Origin of the sequence: Paraburkholderia sp. SIMBA_027, assembly GCF_046535315.1 — a bacterium.
Classification (GTDB): Bacteria; Pseudomonadota; Gammaproteobacteria; order Burkholderiales; family Burkholderiaceae; genus Paraburkholderia; species Paraburkholderia tropica.
This window is the reverse complement of sequence record NZ_JAWRWY010000010.1, coordinates 295,529-310,692: the sequence shown is the minus strand read 5'-3', so window position 1 is coordinate 310,692 and position 15,164 is coordinate 295,529. Positions and strand designations below refer to the sequence as shown.

Annotated in this window: 17 protein-coding genes and 1 pseudogene; all 18 read right to left on the bottom strand. The window is 64.2% G+C overall.

What is annotated here, in order from left to right:
- Positions 1-849 carry a hypothetical protein gene (locus SB764_RS20845; RefSeq protein WP_410864712.1) on the bottom strand — a complete coding sequence of 283 codons (849 nt, stop codon included), beginning with the start codon at positions 847-849 and terminating at the stop codon, positions 1-3.
- 79 nt (positions 850-928) lie between these two features.
- The gene (locus SB764_RS20840) at positions 929-1,471 is read right to left on the bottom strand and encodes a lysis system i-spanin subunit Rz (protein ID WP_410864710.1); all 543 of its coding nucleotides are present in this window, start codon (positions 1,469-1,471) and stop codon (positions 929-931) included.
- Positions 1,471-1,971 (bottom strand): lysozyme, encoded by a 501-nt coding sequence (locus SB764_RS20835; protein WP_124262336.1) that lies wholly within the window; start codon positions 1,969-1,971, stop codon positions 1,471-1,473. Before SB764_RS20835 ends, SB764_RS20840 begins: the two co-directional genes overlap by 1 nt.
- Positions 1,971-2,189, bottom strand: a complete 219-nt coding sequence (locus SB764_RS20830; RefSeq protein WP_110328083.1) for a hypothetical protein — start codon at positions 2,187-2,189, stop codon at positions 1,971-1,973. The genes SB764_RS20835 and SB764_RS20830 overlap by 1 nt, the downstream gene beginning before the upstream one ends.
- Positions 2,186-2,494, bottom strand: a complete 309-nt coding sequence (locus SB764_RS20825) for a hypothetical protein (RefSeq protein WP_124261043.1) — start codon at positions 2,492-2,494, stop codon at positions 2,186-2,188. Before SB764_RS20825 ends, SB764_RS20830 begins: the two co-directional genes overlap by 4 nt.
- An 83-nt stretch (positions 2,495-2,577) precedes the next feature.
- Complete coding sequence (locus SB764_RS20820; RefSeq protein ID WP_410864708.1) at positions 2,578-2,892, bottom strand: hypothetical protein; 315 nt, start codon at positions 2,890-2,892, stop codon at positions 2,578-2,580.
- Positions 2,893-2,903: 11 nt separating this feature from the next.
- The gene (locus SB764_RS20815) at positions 2,904-3,653 is read right to left on the bottom strand and encodes a hypothetical protein (RefSeq protein ID WP_410864706.1); all 750 of its coding nucleotides are present in this window, start codon (positions 3,651-3,653) and stop codon (positions 2,904-2,906) included.
- Entirely contained in the window at positions 3,653-3,964 is a 312-nt protein-coding gene (locus SB764_RS20810) for a hypothetical protein (protein WP_410864704.1), read from the bottom strand. Before SB764_RS20810 ends, SB764_RS20815 begins: the two co-directional genes overlap by 1 nt.
- On the bottom strand, positions 3,964-7,353 hold the full coding sequence (locus SB764_RS20805; protein ID WP_410864702.1) for a host specificity protein J: 3,390 nt from the start codon (positions 7,351-7,353) through the stop codon (positions 3,964-3,966). The genes SB764_RS20810 and SB764_RS20805 overlap by 1 nt, the downstream gene beginning before the upstream one ends.
- Positions 7,353-7,933 (bottom strand): annotated as a pseudogene (locus SB764_RS20800) (tail assembly protein). The gene SB764_RS20805 and the pseudogene SB764_RS20800 overlap by 1 nt, the downstream one beginning before the upstream one ends.
- Positions 7,926-8,681, bottom strand: coding sequence for a C40 family peptidase (locus SB764_RS20795; RefSeq protein ID WP_410864700.1), 756 nt, complete (start codon positions 8,679-8,681; stop codon positions 7,926-7,928). Before SB764_RS20795 ends, SB764_RS20800 begins: the two are co-directional and overlap by 8 nt.
- Positions 8,682-9,365, bottom strand: a complete 684-nt coding sequence (locus SB764_RS20790) for a phage minor tail protein L (protein ID WP_410864698.1) — start codon at positions 9,363-9,365, stop codon at positions 8,682-8,684.
- Positions 9,362-10,759 (bottom strand): tail fiber domain-containing protein, encoded by a 1,398-nt coding sequence (locus SB764_RS20785; protein WP_410864696.1) that lies wholly within the window; start codon positions 10,757-10,759, stop codon positions 9,362-9,364. The genes SB764_RS20790 and SB764_RS20785 overlap by 4 nt, the downstream gene beginning before the upstream one ends.
- A 6-nt stretch (positions 10,760-10,765) precedes the next feature.
- Complete coding sequence (locus tag SB764_RS20780; RefSeq protein WP_410864694.1) at positions 10,766-11,104, bottom strand: phage tail protein; 339 nt, start codon at positions 11,102-11,104, stop codon at positions 10,766-10,768.
- Complete coding sequence (locus tag SB764_RS20775) at positions 11,104-14,058, bottom strand: phage tail tape measure protein (protein WP_410864692.1); 2,955 nt, start codon at positions 14,056-14,058, stop codon at positions 11,104-11,106. Before SB764_RS20775 ends, SB764_RS20780 begins: the two co-directional genes overlap by 1 nt.
- On the bottom strand, positions 14,045-14,485 hold the full coding sequence (locus tag SB764_RS20770; protein ID WP_260400537.1) for an HK97-gp10 family putative phage morphogenesis protein: 441 nt from the start codon (positions 14,483-14,485) through the stop codon (positions 14,045-14,047). The genes SB764_RS20775 and SB764_RS20770 overlap by 14 nt, the downstream gene beginning before the upstream one ends.
- On the bottom strand, positions 14,469-14,777 hold the full coding sequence (locus SB764_RS20765) for a hypothetical protein (protein WP_124262325.1): 309 nt from the start codon (positions 14,775-14,777) through the stop codon (positions 14,469-14,471). Before SB764_RS20765 ends, SB764_RS20770 begins: the two co-directional genes overlap by 17 nt.
- Positions 14,778-14,779: 2 nt before the next feature.
- Positions 14,780-15,163: a hypothetical protein gene (locus SB764_RS20760; protein WP_410864690.1), complete on the bottom strand. Its 384-nt coding sequence runs from the start codon at positions 15,161-15,163 to the stop codon at positions 14,780-14,782.
- Position 15,164: the final 1 nt, after the last annotated feature.

Sequence of the window (15,164 nt, the reverse complement as noted above, 5' to 3'; positions counted from 1 at the left end):
TCACTGCGCTGCCGATGCTGCGCTCGCCGCGTTCGCGCTGCCCGCCTGCTCTCTATAGGCAAGAGCGATGTCGTCGGCGATCGAGTCGACCACCGCGTTTTGCAGATAGGCGTCGGGCGTGCGGCAATCCGCGCCGTAGTGCGACAGGTCCGTTCCGTTGAACGGCACCGGTTTGCCGTTGGAATCGAATGCGAACCCGGTCGGAACTGTGCCAGTGAAGCGGATCGGCGCGCCGTTACTTTGAGCGACCTGCTCCGCGTTAGACAAACCACTCGCGGCGGAATACATCGAGTCGCATGTGAGAATCGGCTGCACCACGAACACCGCCTTGCCCGCCACTGCGGCCCACTGCGAGAAGACGAGCAAATCAGCGGTGAATTGCTGCAAGGCCGCCTGCTGTGCCGGGTCGGTCGTCGGCGTCACCATGTCGTCGAGCTGGAAATTCACGATCAGCCACGAGCTGGGGTCCGTCTTGAACTGGTCCGCCGTCGGCGATTTGCCGTTGTACTCGGTCGTCACGATCTGATGAAGCGCCGTACCGTCGACCACCTGGTTCGTGATGTCCGCCGTGACGCCGCGCGCGGCAAGCGCATCGGTCAGCGACTTCGCCGACGCCTGTGCGTCCGATGCGGGATTCGACGTGTCGGCGGCCACGGCGGCCGAGATCAGGCTGAATTGCGAGTGCGCGACCGCGGTCGTCGTGCTGGTCACGACGGGCTTGCCGTACATCGAGATCGTGAGCGATTTCGCCGCGGGCGTTGCGCTGCCGCTGTCGCCATCTCCACTGCCACCACCGCACGCGGCCAGGCCGGCCGCAAAAAGAAAGGCTGCTGCAAGTCTCTTTTTCATTCTTGTTCCCCGGTTCGGTTTCTTGTTGGAGCGGCCCTCTCAAGCCGCGCCATAAAGTTTACACGGGTTTACGGTACGCCTACGAACACCCTGGCGTTTTCGGACGGACGGCGCAGACATACGCCTGCAGCGCCTTCACTTTGTCGATTTCGTGCTGGTCGTCTCCAGCGACCCGGAAAACGCGTTCTGCAACCGCTGGGTCGAGGTCTGCGACGGCGGCGCTTCCATCGCCCACGCCGGCGGCGCCGGGAGATCCGGCGAGGCCACCGGGATCGGCAGCAGTGCAGTTTCGCACTGCGACGCGCACGCGCTCAGTGCCAGCAGCGAGAGCAGCGCGATAGCGGCGATTGTCGGTTTCATGTGCGTCCTTCTCCTTCGTAGTCGCGGCATCCGCCGCAGCGACCGCGGAAGCGGCCAGGTTGTGCGCGTCGATCGCGCGGTTCTCGCCCTCCAGCGCCGCGCGCGACACGTTGAGCATGTCGGTCGTGTGCCGCTCGTTGTCCTTCGCGTGCGCCGCTTGCTCGATCGCCAGCGCGCCGCGCGCGCGGACGTGCTCGGCACCGAAGCCAATGCCCGCGCCGATCAGCGCGGCGATCAGGTACGGCAGAATGGTTTTCAGCATCACAGCCCCTTTTCACAAAGCGCGCGCTCGTCGGCGCGCCGTTTCACCAGACCGGGCAGCACGCGGCCGCCCGACGTCACCCATTGCGCGCGGCCCGCGTCCGATTCGTTCATCGCCCGGCACGCGCCGCGCCAGTCGCCCGCGTTGAACCGGCGCGCCGTCGAGCTGCCGCAGTACGCGCCCGCGCCGATGTTGTAGGCAAAGCTCACGGCCGCCGCGAGCTGGTACGTGTGGCCTGCGAGCGACGGCGTGCACTTCAGCACCGGCTCGGCGTGCGCGATCAGTTGCGTTTCGAGCGATTCGCGGCACTCCGCCTCGCTGTATTGCTTGCCCACGACGACGTTGTGCGTGTCGCCCATGCACTTCGTCGGGATGCCGACAGGGTCGAGGTATCCGCGCGTCACGACGCCCTCGAACTTCGGCACGACAGACACGAGAATTGCCGCCGCGCCCGCGCCAACGACTGCCGCAAGGCTCTTCTTTCCAGCTCGGTTTGCCATCAATCCTCCAGAGACGGCTGATGCAGATAGGCGAGCACAAGACCCACCGCGCTGATTGCGAACGGCACCGACAGGACAAGCCACGTCGGCAGCCGGTCGATCCACGCTTCAGGCAGCGCCGACCAGACGCCGCCGACAAACGAAACGGCGGTCGACGCGATCAGCGCGCGCACCGAGTTGCGCCGGTGCGCCTTGCGCCAATACGAAACAGGTTTCACGCGATCACCTTCGATTTGAGGTATTGCCAGAGCGCCACGCCGATCAGCGCGAGCAGCGCCCACAGGCCCTTTTTCGCCAGCTCGCTACGCAGGTCGTTGTAGAACTTCGCGCGTGCCTCGGCGCGCTCGATAAGCGTCTCGTGGTAGCGGCGATGCCCATCCCAATCGCCGCCGGGAAATGCCTTGTGCAGGTCATCGACCCGGCGAATCACCTCGTCGAGCTTCCTGTCCGCGACGCTCTGTGCGGTCACGTTTTCGCTGTGCCGCTGCGCGAGGTCTTCGCGCAGCCCGTCCAGCGCTTCCACGATCTGCTTCTGACCTTCCATCCGTCCCCCGGAAATAAAAAAGCCGCCTCGTGGGCGGCATGTATTTCGTGTTTCTTATGAGGTCAGTCGACGATCTCCGCGCCGGCGAACGCGTAGCGCGCCGGGTTGAGCGTCGCAGCATCGTCGCTCGGCGGCGCGGCCACGAGCTGCGCGTCGGCGAACGCGAAAGCGTCGGTGCCCGAATCCGGCAGACCGGTGATCATGATCTGCTGCTGGTACATCGGCGATTTGCCTGAGGCGCGCGCGTCAGCGCTGAGAAACGACTGCAGCGTGACAGACGTCGCTTTCGAAATCGCGTCGAGCGTCACCATAGCCGCGACGTGATAGCTCGCAATCGCACCCGTCGCGGGCGTCTCGTAGTCCTTCTTAATCGGCATGCTTTCTCCTGTCAGATATAGCTCAGATCGACTGCCAGAAACGCCCAGTCGTATTGAGAACCGAAACACGTGTTGTTGCCCGGATGCGTCGTGCTGCCGACGGCGTTATAGGCGTACTGAAAATTGATGGTGTTGCCGACTGTCTGCAGGCCGCTCACGTTGTACCAGCCGCTATCGTTACCGCCCGCCGGCGCAGAAACCCACGCAGTCGCGATTGCTGCCACGCCGATCTTGGCGACGCCCGAATATGGCCCGAACGTGTATTGCCGCAGATCGACCTGGTTCCACTGCCCCCAGCCCGGACCCGCGCCCATGATGTTGCCGCTCTGCATGTCGAGCACGCGCGCGAGGCGCTGGCGCGCGTCTGCGATCAGGTTGCCGCTCCCGTCGAACACCTGCAATCCGTACCCGGCACCGGACGGCGCAGCCGCTAACGACTGGTCGAATACGTAGACCTGCACCGCCGCCGCCACGTTTGACCAGACCTGAATCGCCCAGGAATTGGTGCCGACGTTCTGGCACTTCAGGATCGTTGCGTACGCGTTCGGGCTGTAGAGCGCGATCAGTGGGTAGACCGCTGAAACCGTGAAATTCGCGACGTTCGCCGCGACGGTGTACTGCACGCCGGCGTTCGACTTCCCGAGGTTCACCGCGCCGGAACCCGTCGTCACGCTGAATGACTGCCGAAGCGCAAAATTCTGCGAGCTGCCGTCGATCTGCACGAGGCCGGTATCGGTCCACGCCTGAAATCCGGCCGTCATCAGCTACCCCCGTAGACCACATAGCCTTGCTGATAAATGTCGTACGTGCTGTTTTTTGCGTTCCACGTCCACGAAAGCGTGTTACCGCTCAGCGTGAAGCGCGGGACGATTACGCCGCCCGACAAATATCCGTCACCACGCGTGCCGGAAGGCTGGAAAGTGAACCAGCCGCCTTGCGCAAGCCGGTCGTCTGTCACGCCTCCATTTAGCCCACCAGTGACCGTCGCGAGGCCGCCAAGGCGCATAACGCGATACGTCGCGTCGAGCACGATGTTTCCGCTCGCATCGAAGATCTGCAGACCGGCCGTCATTACCAGAGCCCCAGACGCACGCGCAGCACGTTGTTATTGTCGTAGACCAGCAGCGTCGAGTCGGTCAGTGTCATGTAACCGCTGCCGCCGTTCGCGCCGTTGAGCGTGAGCGTGCCGTTCTTGTCGAGCTTCCAGCGCGGCTGCCCGTTCGCACCGACGGCCGTCGACTGGATCACATCGCCGATCATCAGGTTCGTGATCCAGCCTGTGCCGATAAGCGCCTGCGAGATGAAGACCTGGCCGCCCTGTACGACAAACGGCGACGTCACGGCGCTGCCGTTCGGGTCGAGGATCGCAACGCGGCTCGCCGACAGCAGCACGGTTGATTCGACAACGCCGCTGCTGTTGTCGACGCCCACGCCGATACCCGCGATGTACGTGCGCCCGTTGGTCGTGATCTGCGTCTTGATCTGGTACGACGCGGCAACACGGCCGTTCAGGTCCGCGTACGAACTCGCCACCGTTTGCACGGCCGCGCTGTTGGCGTCGGCTTGCGCCTGCACCGTCGTGATCTGCGTCGCGAGCGCGCTATCAGCATCGACGCGAGCCTGCGTCTCGGTTTGCACCGCGGCGAGCAGCGTGGCTTTCGTCGAACTCATCTGCGCCGTGACCGTCTCGACGTTCCTGGCGTTCGCCATGTCGCCCTCGGCGCGCGCCGACTGTTCCGACCAGACGCCCGCATATACCTCGGTCGACCCCGCATAGCCGCCATCGTCCCCGGCCATGTCCGGAATCACGACCTGCGCGCTCACCTGATCGAGCCGTTCGGACAGCGCCGTGTCGCCATCGACGCGGGCCTGCTGCTCGTTGGTGATCGCCGCGGCGTTCGCTTCGACGTCCTGCTGCAGATCGGGAATCGCCTCGATCGGCGCGAGCAGATCCTGCGTCAACTGCTCCTTGCCGATCTGCCCGTTGAGGTACGACAGAATCTCGTCGGCATCGCTGCTGCTCTGCCCATTCACGCCCGCGCCGGTCGGATACCACGCGCCGATGTTGCCCGACGTGTCGACGAGGCGCGCCCAGAAATAGAACGACTGCCCGGCGGCCAGACCCATCAGGTTCGCGCGCGCCTGCGGAAACGCGTAGTCGGCCATCTTCACCGCGTCGGCACGATCCGGCGTCCTGCTGTACCAGATCTCCGTGCGCTGCGTGTCGTTCGCCGAGCCATCCGCGGGGAACGTCCAGTCGAGCTGGATCGCGAACACCTGCGTCGTGGTCGTCAGGGACGTCACGACCGGCGGCGGGCTCGTCTTGCCGGTCAGCGCGGTTTCCACGCTGTAGGCCGGGATCGACGTCACGCCCAGCGCGTTCTGCGCGCGCACGCGTGCGAGATAGTTGCCCTGGTAGATGCCCGAGACTTCCACCTGCAGCCCGCCCGTCTGGTTGGCCGCGACCCATTCGCCGCTGTCCTTCTGCCACTCCGGGATGTACCGCACCGCGCTGTCGGCCGAGTCCCATGAGATCACCATGTTCGTCTTGGCGATGCCCTGATCGACGAGCGAGTACGTCGACACGCGCACGTTCGTCGGGGGCACCTGCGCCGACGGCGGCACGACCGTCACCGGGCGCTGCTGGATCTGCGCGCCGTTGTCGATCGCAGCGTACTTGCCGGGCTCGTGCTGCGTCGCGTTGATCGTGTAGGTGATCTGGTCGCCGTCGTCATCTTCCTCGACGCCGACCACACGAAAGAGCTGCGAAACGAGATCGCTGCTTTCCAGCATCCACACCGCACCCGGCACCGCGTCATCGTCGAACGCCGCGGTCATCGTGAATGTGTCAGCCGCCACCGATTGCACCGTGCGCGCCTGCGCGACGCCATCCGGCATGATCACCGTGAGCGTGTCGCCGGCCGCCGCCGTCGGCGGCTTGTCGAGCACGACCGTGCGCCCGCTCATCGAGCGAATGCGGCCACCGATGCGCCGCCCGGCCTTGTTCACGTCAGCGACTGCGATCACTTCGCCGGGCATGCAGAGCGTGCCGTCGAGCCCGACCTGAAACGACACCGTGTTCGTTTCGAGGCGACTCGTAAGAAGCGTCCACAGGCCAAGCCGGTGCGCCTGGCCTTGCGACGTCGTGCCGAACGCCGTGATAGACGCCTTGACGACGCCGTAACGCGCAAGCCCATCATCGTCAGACACCGGCTCGACGGTCTGCTGATACTGGTTCGACGGATCGTTCCAGCTCACCTGCGCGAACGTGTAGCGCGACTTGCGCTCGGAGCCCACGTACGCGAATTTGCTGTCGACGACGTTCGCTTGCGTGTAGATGTGGATCGGATCGGACGGCATGTCCGCCGTGGCGATCACGTTGCCCGCGCCCCAATACGCCTGCCCGCGAAAGATGCCAGCGATGTCCTGCAGCACCTTGAACGCGTCCGATTGCGACTGGATCACGCAGTTGCACGTGAAGCGCGGTTCCTGCCCGCCCTTGCCGTCAGACACCATCGCGTCGCAATACTGCGCGATCTCGTACAGCGACCACTTGTCGAGCGACGACGCATCGACGTAGCGGCCCGCGCCGTAACGATCGTTCAGCACGAGATCGTAGAAGATCCACGGCGGGCAGTCGGTCCACGCCTGTTTAAACGTGCCGTCCCACGTGCCCGAGTACGTGCGCTGATCCGGATCGTAGTTCGATGGCACGCTGATAATGCGGCCCTTGACGTCGTACGAGCGCGTCGGCACCGAGCTGAACGACTGCGCATCGAACGTCATGCCGACCAGCGCGCTCATCGGATAACGCAGCTTGCGATCGATAATCTCGGTGATCGCCTCGATGTTGATCGTGTCCTGAATGTACGTCTGGTGCGCGTTCGCAGTGAGCCGACGCACGCGCACAATCCACCCCGTCGTTGCAGTCGGCAGCTCGATGCGCACGCTGCGCTCGTAAAGCGACGTCGTCTTGCCGTCGAAAGCGCCCGTCAACACCTGCGCATACGAACCGCCATCAACAGCAATGTCGATCGCGTAATCGACGTGATAGCCCGTCACGTCGCCGGTCGTCGTGTTCGTTTGCTCGAACGACGGCAGACCGAAGCGAATGCGCACGGCCGACAGTTGCGTGTTCTCGATGGCGCGCGCCCACGGCGTGTCGCTCGTCAGTTCAACTCCGATGGCCGTTTCGTTTTCGACCGACGGAAAGCCCGAGAGGAAATCCTGATCCTGCGTGCCGACGCGCGAGTCGACCGAGTAGTTCGAAAAGTTGGCCGAGCCGTCACCGTTGAGGATCGGCGTGCCTTCGAGGAAAACGGATTGCAGGCCGTTGACGAGGCCCACGATCGGACCTTCAGAAATGAGGTCGAGCACCTTCGCCGTGGCGATCGAGTGCAGGCTGTCAGGCGACTCCGTCGGCGTGCTGGTGCTGCTGCCCTTTGCCCCAGAAATCTGCATCAGCTTTGATCCTCTGCGTAGATGCCCGAACTGATCACCTTCGAACCCACCACCATTCGCCCGTAGACGATCGGCACGGGCTCGCCCTGCGCGGCGCTGTTCACCGGTTCGTTGAAGTAATACGAGGTGCCGTTATCGACGGTGCCCGCGAGGCCCGACGTTTGCGGGCTGAGCATCTGCACGACGCCGCCCAGCGCCATCGACGCGCCGAGCCCGATAAGCTGGGTGCCCCACGCCTGGCCGTATGCCGACGCCACCACGCCGACGACCACCAGCGCGGCGCCGAGAATCGTCTGGAACAGGCCACCGCGCTTGCTGCCGATCAGCACCGGCGCGACGCGGATCTCGTCTCGCCCTACCGGGTATTCCAGTTCGTCGCGCACGATGTTCTGCTTGCCGACGAACACTGCGAACGTGAGCCCACGTTCGCGCGAGCGCGCCATGAAAGCGGAAACCCCGGGATGACGACGCCGAGCGCGCGCATCGCCTCGGAAGTCGACTTCACGGCGAGGCGGTGCTCACGCCCGAACATGGCACCGAGAATCCCGTAAAGGCGAATGATGGTCAGTTGCTCATTCATTCACGTCACCTCTGTATCGCAGCACCGTGCGAAGGCATTGCGCCCACATGCCGCCCCACACGGCGCGCCCCGAGAGCCGCCCGTGCATGTGGTGCAGAAAGTGGCCGTCACCGATGTAGATGCCCGCGTGATTCGGCACGCCGTTGCGGCTGCGGATCTGCATCAGCAGCACGTCGCCGACTTGCAGGTCGGCGCCCGGCCCGACATCCTCGAAGCCCGCGGCGCGGTAGTTGTCGAGGTAGAGCGACGAATGGCCGTCGTCCCACCAGTCATCGCGGCGCGCGAAGTCAGGCAGCACCACGTCGCGCTCAAGGCGATACCAGTCGCGCACGATCGCGTAGCAGTCGTGCACGCCGTGCGCGAACTGCCGCCCGACCAGCGGCGCGATGAATCCGCTCGGGCCGAACTCGCACCAGTCGTCTACCGCGATCGAGCCGTTCGCCTGCACGCCCAGTGAGACGATCACCCAGCTCGCGATACCGCCCTGCTCGCACATCGCCTTGTCGGCGGCGCTCGGCCGCGCCGGCGCGCCGGGATGCGAATGCACGAGCGCAACGATTTCGCCAGCGTCCTCGGCGCGCGCGTAGTCCTCGGCGGCCAGAACGAATTGCTCGCTCGGCGTGGCCGCCCAGTTCGCGCACGGCATATACGTCTCCGCGCCCTGGACGAGCACCACCAGCCCGACGCACTCGCGCGGGTACTCCGCGATCGCGTGAGCGGCGATCGCGGCCTTCGTCGTTTCGTTCATTCAGGAAAGGGTGTCGCTGAGAAAACCGCCGAACGGCAGCGGGTTATTGACGCCGTAGCGGCATTCGCAGCCGCTCGTTTTCATGCTGCAGCGGTCAAGCGCCGGATCGGTCACCGGCTGGTCGTTGGCGTCAAAATACGCGGTGCCCGTGTAGCCGCAGTTCGCGTCGCGGTATTTCCACTGGCAGATGCTGACGATCTGGCGCGCGGGGAGCTGCTGGCCGCCGAAGTCAAGCGGCGACGCGAGCGTGAACTCGACCTGCAGGCCGGGCTGCTCGTTGCTCTTCTGCTCCACGCGCCAGATCTCGGGGAACATTTCCGCGTCCGGGTACGCAGTCGGGTTGCCGTCCGGAAAATTGACCGCGTCGAGGTATTTCGAGAGCGTGCGTCGGCGGCGCACCGTCGCGCCGACCAGATCGTCGAGATACACGCACAGCGCCGAGATCGTGCCGTTGATGTCGCCGACCGTGAGCGTGGGCGTGGGCTGCTGCGCGTCGCTGGTGCGCTTGAATCCCGACACCTGAATCGGCCACGGCTTGTACTCGTTGCCCTGCCACCAGATCGAGCCGGTTTGCAGGTGCTCGTGGAAGCGCAGCATGTCGCCACCGATGCCTGTGCAGTCGACCTCGAAAAGCTCGATCAGGCGGCCCGGTTCAAGCTGCTGAACGTCTGCGGTGATGGTCATGCCCGCGCCTCCAGCGCTTCGATCCGCGCGAATGCCTGCTGAAGTGCAGACGTCAGAACCGCAACGATCGGAGCCCAATTCAGGCTCTGTATCTGCGCAGTACCATTCTCGTCGACGGCGTCTTTTTCTCCGTTCACCGCACTCGGGATAAGAGCTTGAATCTCATGCGCGATGAAACCGACATGCTCGACGCCGTCTGCCTTGAACAGCTCGAAATCCGCCCACTCGAAAGTGACCGGGCGCAGCGCCTTGACCACCGTCACCGCGTCCACCTTGAGCGCCTTGACGTTCTTCTTTGCGCGATAGTCGGAACTCGTCGTGATGTTGCCGAGCGACGTCGAGTCCACATACAGGCCCACGGCAGAGTTGTTCCATGCCATGTGGAACGTGTTCGAAACGCCGAGCACCAGCGAATTGAGCGTACTGTCGATCTGGAAGCGGCAGCCCGTGTTTGCGCTGTCCCACCAGATGCTTAGCGTGTTCGAACTGTTCGTCCCGACAAAGCTATTGCGTGGCAGGTTGACCTTGTTCCAGATCGCCCCCCACGCCCCCCAGTTGTTCGTGCCGTTGGTGGTCGTGCGCATTGTGCCGTCGTACAGTAACTGCATCGCGCTCGTGCCAGTCGCAGCCAACGCACCGGCCGTAATCGTTCCCGACGTCGACTGGAGCGAAGCCGCAGCGCAGGCGCCACTGAACGCGCCGCTCACGCACGACAGCGCGCCGGCCGCAGTGATCGATGCCTGCGCAGCAGATCCGACGGACAGGCCGCCGGTGAGCGTCGCCAGACCGGTCACGCTGAGCGTTCCAGCAGAAACGTTGCCGGCGTAGACGGCGCTCGCGCCCGAGAAAGCACCGGCCGCGGAGATCGACGCGACGGTCCCGATGGAAAGCGATCCGCCGGACAATGCGCCGGTCGATGCCACAGACGCCACAGTCGCCGCTCCGAGCACCGTCAACTTACCCTGCACGACCTCGTCGAACGCCTTCTTGCGGCCGATCGTGCGCCACTGCGAAACGCCGTCCGTCTCCCACGTCAGCATTTCGCCCGGCTTCACGACGACGATTGTCGGCGCGGTGTCACCACTGCCCGTCGCGATCGCCATCGTGATGTCGTAGGCCGTTGCGAGGTTGTGCACCGATACGATCTGATCCGCGCCCGTGTCGCTGGCTTTAGGGAAATGCACGATGCCGGCCGCCGTGGGCGTGAAATTCACGCGCTTTCCCATGTCGGCCGCCGTCAGGTCGCGCACGGCGTTCGGCGACGAACTCGTCAGCGTGGCCTGCGTGTTGAGCACCGCGACGTTCGCGTTCGCCTTCACGTTTGCGACGCGCACGGTATCGCCACCGGTGCCGGTCGGAGCCGTACCGAGATTTACAGTCTGGAGTGCCGTCATGTGTCGTTACAGAGCGAAGGATTGATTGAACGTCGCGGTCATCGTGTACACGTTGCCGTCCTTGGTCGGCTCGGTGTACGCCTCGCAGGTGAATAGCGCTTGCGCGCGCAGCGGCGGCGTCCACAGGAACGACGTGGCGCCGGCATGCGCGTCAAGGAAGGCGAGAATCGCCGTGATCTTCTCGGCGTCGCCAATGAACTGCAGAGAGAAGGTCGACGAACGGCCGTTGATGCCATCCGCCGCCTTCTGCGCGTAGCCGTCGCCGAATTGCGCGGTGCGCGTGCGCAGCGTTGCGTTGCCGCTCGAATTCGCGACGGTCGGAGCCCAGGTGAACACATCAGCCATTAGCCCACGCTCCCGTATTTCTGCTGCCAGGCGTAGCCGCCCTGCCCCTTCATCTTCTGAGCCAATCGACTATCGACCAGCGATTTGATCTGGCCTTGCAGCCACGTCACATCGGTCTGATCTAGGGAGCCGCCGCCAGTCGACACATCGACCTGCACGTTCGTGTCACCGCCGCGCGCCGAAGAGACCGACGACGTACCGCCGCCGACCAAACCGCCAGTAGCGAATCGCGCCGCACTATGGACTGCTGCGCCGCTGTTGATCGCGTCGAGGTTGTTCACGCCAATGCGCTGCACAGCCGACGCCTTGAGCACGTATTCACCATCTGAGAGCCACGCCGCAATCGAGTCCGACGTCGAAGTGCCCTCGCCTTGAACATGACCGCCGCCGGCGAGGTGAAACCCATACGAGTCGCTTCCCACGGAATAGCTCGACGCCGCGCTCGCAACGCTCGACGTGCTGGTCGTGCCGAAGAGGGACGAAAGCGACGAACCACCGCCGAAATACGAGCCCACCGCGCTCGCCGCGTAGTTGAATAGCCCCGAAATAGCCGCACGCGCCTGCATGCGCGCAATGTCGGCGATAACGCTCGTCGCGAGATCACCGAAGCTGAGCTTGCCGGTCGTGACGAACTTCGCGAACGCGTCTTCCATGCCCCGGAATGCATCCTGAAACGTCGACGCCGTCGACGCGGCCACGTTAGCAGCCTCGTCAGAATAGTCGGCGAGCGCCCGCTTCGCGCCGGTCGTCCAATCTGCATTGGCAGCGCGAATGTCCGCCGACGACTTCTGTGCGATCGCAACCGATTGATCGTAGTAGGCCTGCGTCGCCGCGAGTTCCGCGTCGTACTGATCCTTCCCGATCTTGCCTTCCGTCTGCTGCCGCGCCAGATCCGCAACCTTTCGGTCGTAGTCCTGCCGGATGGCGATCTGCTTGTCGAAATCCGCTCGATCGTTCGAACCCATCGACAGCCCGGCAAGCGTCTGGTCGGCGGCCGCTTGTTGCGTCTGCAACTGCTGATTGAGCGCGTCCGTGTATACCTTCAGCGCCGTGGCGCGCTTCTTTGCCAGTGCGTCGGAATCGTCGGTGTACTGCTGATCGTTCGCATGGATCTTGTCGAGCGTCGCCTTGACTTCACCGGCGTACTTCTCCATCGCCGATTTCTGCTTCTTGCCCTGAGCGATCTCGACCTGCTGCTGCTCGATTTGCAGCTCTTGCTGAAGCGCGGCCGCCCGCGCGTCGTGCGACTGCTTGAGCGCGTCTTCCTGCGTGATCAAGCCTTGGTCCTGCAGGCTCTTGATGTGATCGAGAGACGTTTTCAGCTTCGTCTCGATGTCCTTCTGCTGCTGGTCGAGCGCCGCCAGTTGAGCGCTGATCGCGTTCTGGGCTGCCGCCGCTGCCGCGCTCGCAGCAGCTTTTGAGCCGTTGCGGCTCTGATACTGCTTGTCGATCTCGGCAAGGTTGTCCGCATGCCGCTTTTCAGCGGCAACAAACGCCGCAGAGGTCTTGTCGACGTCCTTCGTCGCCTCGGCGTAGGCAGCGTTCTCCTGCTTGATCGCGAGCGTGCGCTGTTCGAGCGGCGACGCGTATTTCGTGTCGTTGACGTACTTGTTGACCGCCACGGCCGCGTCGCCGCCCGCCGCACGTTGTGCCGCGTCGCGCTGAGTCTTGAACTGCACCGACTGCTGCTCGCGCAGCACGTTGAGCTTTTCGGTCTCCGCCGCGAGCGTCTGCTTTGCGGCATCGACACTGAACGACGACGCGCCCTTGAGCTGGTCGAAGTTGCGTTGCGCCTGCTCGACGCGCGCGAGCTGGTCGCCCACCTGCTTTTCGAGGCTGTCCGGAACGCCGATGCTCATGATCGCGTTTTTCACGCGATCGATGATGCGCCCCCAATCGTTCCAATACTGCATGACGATGCCGACGTTTTTCTCCGCCGATGCCGCCACCTGCTCGTGCGCGCTGACCAGATCCAGCATGGCCGCCTTTTGCGCCGACGCCGCATCGCCCGCACGCACGAAGTTCTCGATCTCTTCGACCTGCGCCGCCGAGAACGTGTGGTGCTGTTCCTGATACGTGGTCAGCCATTCGAGCACGTTATCGTGCAGCTTGACCAGCGATTCGACGGCCTTGTCCGCGCTGACGCCCGTGTCCTCGCTCATCGCGACCGCAGCGCGTCCCGCCAGGGCGAGATCGTCGCCGGTGAACCGGCCCGTCTCAGCGACAGCGGCGAGCGTTTCGCGCGCGGCCGAGAACGACGTCTTCGCGTCCTCGAACGTCGCTGCAATGGCCTGCATCTGGCTCGCCGACACGTCGAGCGCACCGTTCGTGCTGACCACCGCTTTTTCAAAGGCGGCGTACTGCGTGTAGCCCTCAATGACCGCGTGCGTCAGCAGCGCGATCGCACCGACCGTCGCGCCGATAGTGATCCCGAGCGGGCTCATCACCAGCGAGAGTGCGTCAGTGCGCTCGGCGAGCACGAGCAGAGAGCCCCCGAAGTTTTTCCACGAACCTTGCGACGCCTCGTGCGCCAGCACTGCGATCTCGCGCCGCGCTGACGCAGAATTCAGGCTGAATTCGTGCGCTGCGCCGCTCGCCGACGACGTCGCATCAGATGCCGCCTTGATCTGAGCAATGTAGCCGGCCGCTGCGTCAGAGACGCCCATCTGCGCGGCGCGCAATTCGAGCAGCTCCGCGCGGGTCTTGCCCGCCGTTGCCGCTTCTTGCGCGAGCGAGTCGATGAATCGCTTCGTCGAGTTCATCATGCGCGTGCTCACGGCGATGCCGTTCTCGCGCGCTTCGTCGACTGCCTTCTGCGCTTGCGCCTGCCGCTGCGCGGCTTGCTCGACCGTCGCGGTATATGCGGTCCAGCTCGTGCGCGCCTTCTGCAGGCCGGTTGCAACACCATCCGCGCCGACACTTACCTCATACCGCGTTTCGTTAGCGTTCGCCAATCTTTGCCTCCGCGATTGCCTTGTCTAGCTCTTGAGCCACGGCGTAGTACTGCGCCAACCTGGTCGCGTCGATGGACGGTCGGAAGAACGGCTGCGCGGCCATCTTCGAAGTGCCGTATTCGACGAATCTCAGGTAATAGGCGCTTGCCGACCACGTAACGGCGTACGTGGCCTGCCGGCCGTTGACGGACTTCTCGGGGAGAAACGTGACGAGCAGAGAATCACGGCCGTGGCCGACCGGAAACTGCTCACTGCCCTGGTGGTGAGCACCCGGCCCGATCGGCACGCGCCGCTGCGCCTCCTTGAGGACGACTGTGGCAGCAGCAGCGCCCGCCTTGCGAATCGCAGACTCGCCCAAGGCGCCTTCCATCTTGCGGAGCATGTCCGAGAAGCCGTCCGGGTTGCTAACCTCAATTAGCTTCGCCACTTCGACCTCCGAACAACTGAGCACGCAGCAGATTCGTCTGCGCTACGGGATCGTCGAACAGGATTGGCTCATCGCCACCTTCGCGCGCCTCGAACAGCCACGGGATGACGTCCTTCGGGCCGAATGGTTCTGGGTGAGCCCTGCGATCGCGCGCGACGTTGTACTGCGCTGATGCGATGACCCCGGCGCGCAGATCTTCGACGACCGGTCCAAAGTGCTCGATCTGCGAATACGCGAGCCACTCTGTAAATTCCGCGCTGCTGACTTCCGCCATGCAGCGCGCCACCGACATGCCTAGCTCGCGGGCGAGTCGGAACCAGAAGAGCCGCTCTGGGCGGCTTCGGAGTTTTTTTCTGCGTCCTCCGTCGCCGTCTGGCCGATCTTGTTCAGCCGCATCGAGATCTCGACGAGGCGCACCAGGACTTCGGTGTTCTTGCCGCGCAGTTGCTCGACGTCATCCGCGCAGAACATCGGCACACCTGCTTCGTCCACGATCGTGCTCGCGAGCATCAGAGCCTGAAAGCGCGACAGCGGCTGCTTTTCAGCGAGCACGTCCATCAGGTCTTCGCGGACCTTGCCGCTCATGACGCCAATACGGACCTTCCCGCCCCATTCCGGCACTTCGACGATCTCGAATCCGAGATCGTGGGCCGCGAGGATCATTTCACGCGTCAGCATC

Bases quoted from the DNA above. Each gene is read 5' to 3' on its own strand.
- SB764_RS20810 (WP_410864704.1), bottom strand. From the start codon at position 3,964: ATGACGGCCGGTCTGCAGATCTTCGATGCGAGCGGAAACATCGTGCTC.
- SB764_RS20790 (WP_410864698.1), bottom strand. From the start codon at position 9,365: ATGACCATCACCGCAGACGTTCAGCAGCTTGAACCGGGCCGCCTGATC.
- SB764_RS20760 (WP_410864690.1), bottom strand. From the start codon at position 15,163: ATGCTGACGCGTGAAATGATCCTCGCGGCCCACGATCTCGGATTCGAG.
- SB764_RS20795 (WP_410864700.1), bottom strand. From the start codon at position 8,681: ATGAACGAAACGACGAAGGCCGCGATCGCCGCTCACGCGATCGCGGAG.
- SB764_RS20780 (WP_410864694.1), bottom strand. From the start codon at position 11,104: ATGGCTGATGTGTTCACCTGGGCTCCGACCGTCGCGAATTCGAGCGGC.
- SB764_RS20845 (WP_410864712.1), bottom strand. From the start codon at position 849: ATGAAAAAGAGACTTGCAGCAGCCTTTCTTTTTGCGGCCGGCCTGGCC.
- SB764_RS20785 (WP_410864696.1), bottom strand. From the start codon at position 10,759: ATGACGGCACTCCAGACTGTAAATCTCGGTACGGCTCCGACCGGCACC.
- SB764_RS20840 (WP_410864710.1), bottom strand. From the start codon at position 1,471: ATGCTGAAAACCATTCTGCCGTACCTGATCGCCGCGCTGATCGGCGCG.
- SB764_RS20815 (WP_410864706.1), bottom strand. From the start codon at position 3,653: ATGACGGCCGGATTTCAGGCGTGGACCGATACCGGCCTCGTGCAGATC.
- SB764_RS20765 (WP_124262325.1), bottom strand. From the start codon at position 14,777: ATGTCGGTGGCGCGCTGCATGGCGGAAGTCAGCAGCGCGGAATTTACA.
- SB764_RS20835 (WP_124262336.1), bottom strand. From the start codon at position 1,971: ATGGCAAACCGAGCTGGAAAGAAGAGCCTTGCGGCAGTCGTTGGCGCG.
- SB764_RS20805 (WP_410864702.1), bottom strand. From the start codon at position 7,353: ATGCAGATTTCTGGGGCAAAGGGCAGCAGCACCAGCACGCCGACGGAG.
- SB764_RS20820 (WP_410864708.1), bottom strand. From the start codon at position 2,892: ATGCCGATTAAGAAGGACTACGAGACGCCCGCGACGGGTGCGATTGCG.